A 5,311-nucleotide genomic window follows, 5' to 3' on the forward strand; every position below is an offset into this window, starting at 1 on the left:
GCGTGTGATCTGGGGGCCGAACTTGGCGATCCAACGACGAACTGTCTCGTATGATACGTCGATTCCACGCTCAAGCAGCATTTCCTCAACTTCACGCAGACTAAGGTTGAACCGCAGATAAAGCCACACCGCATGAGCAATAATCTGTGGCGGAAAACGGTGACGCTTGAAGATGATAACTGATGTCTGCATCGCCAAAAATTACGCCCAAACCGTCAGGCAGGCAACTGTAGCCCAGTTAACGTGACAACACCGTATCTGAAAATCCAACCGACCTTGGGCTCACTCGGAATCATGCTATTTTTCGTTCAGTTCACGATCGAGATGCTCAAGGCCTGCTTCCATCGAGGCGGCTTCAACAGCCGCGAGATCGTCTTCGGTCAGCGTAGCGGTCAATTCGACGCGACGCTCGCGTCGCATCAAACGCAGATAATCCTCGTAAGCGAGCAGAACGGTGCGCGGGCGACCGTTCTTGGTAATAATAACCGGATCGCGCACGGCAGCGTCCTGGTAAGCGCCAAAATTCTTGGAAATGGCTGCAGCTGTTACTGTGGATGTCATGATCAACCTCCGTTTTCCGTAATATACGGATTGTCCGTATTTTCCGCAAGTTTTTAAATCGAGAAGCATCGTGCAATGACCAGACCAGACCGCCTGCCTTCTATTGTCCAGAGCCGGGCGGAACAGCTCGATACAATCGCCGCCGTTCTGCCGATGAACCGCCGTGACAGGCTGGCCGAGGTTCTGACGGATCAGGATGTCGAGACACTGCGCCATCTGGTCAATGAAGGCATGGGCGAAAACACGCTGCGCGCGCTGACCTCGGATCTGGCCTATCTCGAAGCCTGGTCGCTGGCTGCGACCGGCAGCCCCCTCCCCTTTCCGGCGCCGGAAGCCTTGCTCCTGAAATTCATTGCCCATCATTTGTGGCGGCCACAGCAACGCGAGATCGAACCCGATCACGGCATGCCAGCCAGCGTGGAAGACGATTTGCGTCGACAAGGCTTTCGGCGCGTGTCGGGGCCGCATGCACCAGCAACGGTGCGCCGGCGTCTGGCCAACTGGTCGACGCTGACCCGTTGGCGCGGTCTGGAAGGATCGTTTTCATCGCCGTCCGTCAAATCGGCCATCCGGCTTGCGGTCCGCGCCCTCAACCGGCCCAAGACCCGCAAGAGTGCTAATGCCATCACCGGCGCTATTCTGGGCAAGCTGCTTGCGACCTGTTCGGGTGAGGATCTCACCGCCTTGCGCGATCGGGCCATCCTGATGGTGGCTTTTGCCTCCGGCGGGCGCCGCCGCAGCGAAATCGCCAGCTTGCGCACGGAACAACTCGTCAAGCAGGCCCCCGTCACCGATGAAGACGGCTCTCCCCTCCCCTCACTCGGCATCCATCTCGGTCGCACCAAAACAAGTGGCGCCGATCACGATGAAACCGTCTATCTGACCGGCCGACCCGTCGAAGCCCTCATCCGCTGGCTGGAAGCGGCAAAAATCGACAAGGGCAGCGTGTTTCGAAAAGTCGATCGCTGGGGCAATGTTTCGGCACGGGCGCTGGAACCGAGCGCCGTCAACCGGATTGTCAAACAGCGGGCGCAAATGGCTGGCCTTGATGCCACAGAATTCTCCGCGCACGGTCTGCGCTCCGGCTATCTCACGGAAGCGGCCAATCGTGGCATTCCACTCCCCGAAGCGATGGAACAATCGCGCCATCGCTCCGTGCAGCAGGCGTCCGATTATTACAACGACGCCAAACGGCGCAGCGGACGGGCATCGCGGCTGCTATGATACTATTCACGAAGGGACTTCCAACTCTTTGATCGCACTAAGCATGAACTGGACCGCGTTTACTTATAAACTGCCACATGCAGCTTGTTAACAGCGGTCGTTCATCGTGATGACCGCTCGAGAACGTGCCCGATCAGCTACGTTGGCTTGAAAACAATAGTGTGGGGTTTAGTTCTTCGGTGCCGATATATGGATTGGCAAGGATCGCAAGAATCCACAGGCTGATCGAAGCCGTTGCCGAATAAAGTAACAAGGCATGCCTCCCAGCCCGCACCCGATCCGCATGGGTCGAGGCAATAGTGGCGATAGTCAGGAATGTCAGCGCCAGTACAAGATACCATTTATACTGGTCGATGGACGTGTTAGCGATAGCGATGCGATCATTGCGAGCATTCTGAAGCTCGTTAAAATCATGAATGAGCTGAGATACGATCGGAGTGGGCGTGCCATCACTGGCCACTGTTTGGACAACGGAACGAATGGCAAGAAGCGACCTCTCCACTTTCGGCGAAGGTTCTATATTATCGTCGGTTCCCCATTCATCGGAAACCACCAGGGCCCGATAGGTTTCTACTGCACTCTTAAGCCTCGCATTGTTCAGCACCGTGGGATGAGCAGTGCCCAGCATTCGAAAAATTGCAGATCGTTCGTTGCTGGTCGCGAGATCGGCTCGGGAATTGAGCGTCCATGCGTCTGCAGCGACGAAGCCAAGAGATAAAGCCCATGCGGTGGAAATGGTCCCGATAAAAGCACCAATGGGTACCGAAGTAGGGTCTTTCGACGCACGCGCAGCTCGCAATCCCAAAAGGAGCCACCCACAAGCATATAAAAATGCCCCCAAAATGCAAAATGCCAAAAATGATACGTAAATCGACAGACCCAGTAATGTGGCCATGAACGCCCCCCAAAAATATGTTGTTAAAACTCACTATAAAGCGTGAGTAAATAAACCGTATTCCAATAAATAAAATTTGACACCACTCCCCCGGTTTATCGCACCGTTGCTTCGCGATTACACAGGGTTAAAGCGCATCTTCTCTCAAAACGTTGCACAATTTTCGCGGGGACACCATACTGAGCTTTATAATTCTCGTTTTACGAATTGATTACGAAGATCGGTATATTAAACGATGGGGTTTCTTCGATTCTATCATTTTGGGCTGGGGCAAATAATTGAGACTAGGAGCAGAAGTCAACCGTGTTAAAACACAACGGTCAAGTGAGAAAAGTTCGTTCCTTTCTATTGCCATTGTAATTGTTACGGCGTCAATTTTCGGCCTCACCTACAGCCTAACGGCTCCACTGGTGGCGCAGATCCTCATGAAAAGTGGTCTGACGGAAACACTTGTCGGTGCTAATGCTGCCATGCATGCGCTTGGCGTCCTGTGCATAGCCCCCTTTCTTTCGGGGCTGGCTATCCGCTACAAGCCAGAACATCTCATTATGACCGCGCTGCTGTCATCGGCGTTGCTTCTGATTCTGTTTCCACTGGTGCCAAATATCTGGCTTTGGTTTCCACTGCGTTTCCTGCTGGGAGTTTCTGCCGAAATTCTGTTTGTGTTGACTGAAACCTGGACCAGTGAGTTGAGCAACGATAAAAATCGCGGTCGCATCATGGCGACCTATACGGCCTCGCTCTCGCTGGGCTTTGCCGGTGGCCCGCTGATCCTGTCGTTTACGGGATTTGAAGGGCTGGTACCATTTGCGATTGGCGCGGTCGTCGCCCTCCTTGCTTTTGTCATCATGAGCCTGCCGGGACTACGCCAGCTTGAAATGGCTCAGCATAAAAGTTCGCATTTCTTACGAATGATACGACTGTCTCCCATTGCAATGGGAACAACGGCCATCAATTCGGCCGTTGAAACAGCCGGGCTGTCCTTCCTCGCCATTTATGCCACGCGGCTTGGCTGGAACGAAACCGAAGGCGCACAACTGATCACGGTTCTCATGGTGGGCGCCATCGCGTTACAGCTTCCCATAGGCTGGCTATCAGACAAGATGAACCGGGCTACACTGATGATTGCCCTAACGGCGGTCTCCGCAATAACGGCATTTCTCTGGCCCCTGCTTCTGTCGGCCGGCTGGCTGGCCTACCCAGCTTTGTTCATCTGGGGTGGAATTTTCGTTGGTATTTACACAACAATGCTCGCCATTATCGGTTCGCAGTTCCGTGGGTCGGACCTTATCAGCGTCTATGCGGCGATGGGACTATTCTGGGGCGGCGGTGCCTTGCTGGGACCGATGCTGGCCGGCGGTTTTCTGGACTTGATGCAGCACGGCCTACCTATCTTTGTGGGAATGGCCTGCGCCGTCTTCATGATGTTCGCCCTGATCGTAAAGCGTTCGCTGAAACCCAGCGGAGACCCTCAGACATGATACGCATCATTCTTATTCTGCTCGGCCGCGAAATTATTCAACGCCACTGGAAAATATTGCTCATCACCGGCGGCGTTTGGCTTCTCCTCGGCACATTCATTGCTATAGATGCACTGGATGGAAAGACCGTCATTCCATCACGCTTTTTTGGCTATTTCCTGCTCCCTGAAGCTATCGTCGGCCTTCTGGCTGCCGCGGGTAGTCAGGGAACGGCGAGACGAATGCGTGTCGTGCAGGGCGTCGCATTGTTCTCGGTCGCCTTACTGATTATCAGCGCCACCCCTGCCAGCCACTTTACGCTCGCCATGGTACTGGGGTTCTGCTTCCTCGTGGATGGCAGCGTGCGGATTGGCAGTGCATGGGTTGTACGTTATCCTCGCTGGCGGCTGGGGCTGATTGGCGGCATCGCTGAAGTCTGCATCGCCATCGCGACGCTTCAGCCATGGCCAACGTGGTATGCTGGAACAGTTGCCTTCAATGTTGGCGCTGTCATGATTTTGACCAGCCTTGGCATATTGAATATTGCAACGCGGCTACGCCGACTGGAAGAAGGCGCCGCGATCAGCAGCATCTTCAATAGAAATCAATTTTGGAACAAGCCTGTTTCTAGTCCACTCAACTATCGCAGCGAGTTGATCGTTCATGTCTGGACTCCTACGGGTCTGGCCATGACCCCGCTTCATCAAAGGGCTATCAATCGATATATCGCAGCTGTCGATACAAACGGCGTGATTTCTACGGGCCATGCAGCGCTGGAAATGACCCCAAACGTCTATATCAGCCATTATCCAGCGGTAGAGATCGACCGATCGCCGGATGAATTCACCCGGACATTGCGCGCAACCGCAGACAACAACGTTCCCGGACGTTTCCTGCCAAGCTATCAGCAAGAATCCGCCGAATGGTGCCAATCGACGGTGCAGGTGGTGATCAAGAATATCGACGCATCGCGATTGAATGCATTCTGGCAACATTACAGCGCAGACAACACCTATAATCTCACAAACCGCAATTGCTCAAGTGCGGTTGCGGATGCTCTGGATGCAGCGCTGGAAGGTGTTTATCGTGACCACAACTGGCCAATAATGACAGCGTTGCGCGCGATCATTTATCCTGAGCTATGGGCAGCGGGACTGATGCGCAAACGCGC

Annotated in this window: 5 protein-coding genes and 1 pseudogene; 3 read left to right on the forward strand and 3 right to left on the reverse strand. The window is 54.3% G+C overall.

Annotated features, from left to right (window positions below; genetic code table 11):
• Both OPR82_RS22460 and OPR82_RS22465 read right to left on the reverse strand, forming a co-directional pair.
• Positions 1-192, reverse strand: a pseudogene (locus OPR82_RS22460) (IS6 family transposase); the annotation flags it as partial.
• A gap of 105 nt (positions 193-297) precedes the next feature.
• The gene (locus OPR82_RS22465) at positions 298-561 is read right to left on the reverse strand and encodes a type II toxin-antitoxin system Phd/YefM family antitoxin (protein WP_024899766.1); all 264 of its coding nucleotides are present in this window, start codon (positions 559-561) and stop codon (positions 298-300) included.
• Between the two features lie 75 nt (positions 562-636).
• Between OPR82_RS22465 and OPR82_RS22470 the strand changes: the two genes are divergently transcribed.
• On the forward strand, positions 637-1,785 hold the full coding sequence (locus tag OPR82_RS22470; protein WP_265987178.1) for a site-specific integrase: 1,149 nt from the start codon (positions 637-639) through the stop codon (positions 1,783-1,785).
• Between the two features lie 133 nt (positions 1,786-1,918).
• On the opposite strand, the gene OPR82_RS22475 is transcribed toward OPR82_RS22470, so the two are convergent.
• Positions 1,919-2,680 (reverse strand): bestrophin-like domain, encoded by a 762-nt coding sequence (locus OPR82_RS22475; RefSeq protein ID WP_265987179.1) that lies wholly within the window; start codon positions 2,678-2,680, stop codon positions 1,919-1,921.
• Positions 2,681-2,958: 278 nt separating this feature from the next.
• On the opposite strand from OPR82_RS22475, the gene OPR82_RS22480 reads away from it, so the two are divergent.
• A complete protein-coding gene (locus OPR82_RS22480; protein ID WP_265987181.1) occupies positions 2,959-4,161 on the forward strand; it encodes an MFS transporter in 1,203 nt (400 codons plus the stop codon).
• Positions 4,158-5,311 (forward strand): HdeD family acid-resistance protein (locus OPR82_RS22485; protein ID WP_265987182.1); only part of this gene is annotated, 1,154 nt, incomplete at its 3' end. The genes OPR82_RS22480 and OPR82_RS22485, both read left to right, overlap by 4 nt.

This window comes from Ochrobactrum chromiisoli, assembly GCF_026241335.1.
GTDB classification, from domain to species: Bacteria; Pseudomonadota; Alphaproteobacteria; order Rhizobiales; family Rhizobiaceae; genus Brucella; species Brucella chromiisoli.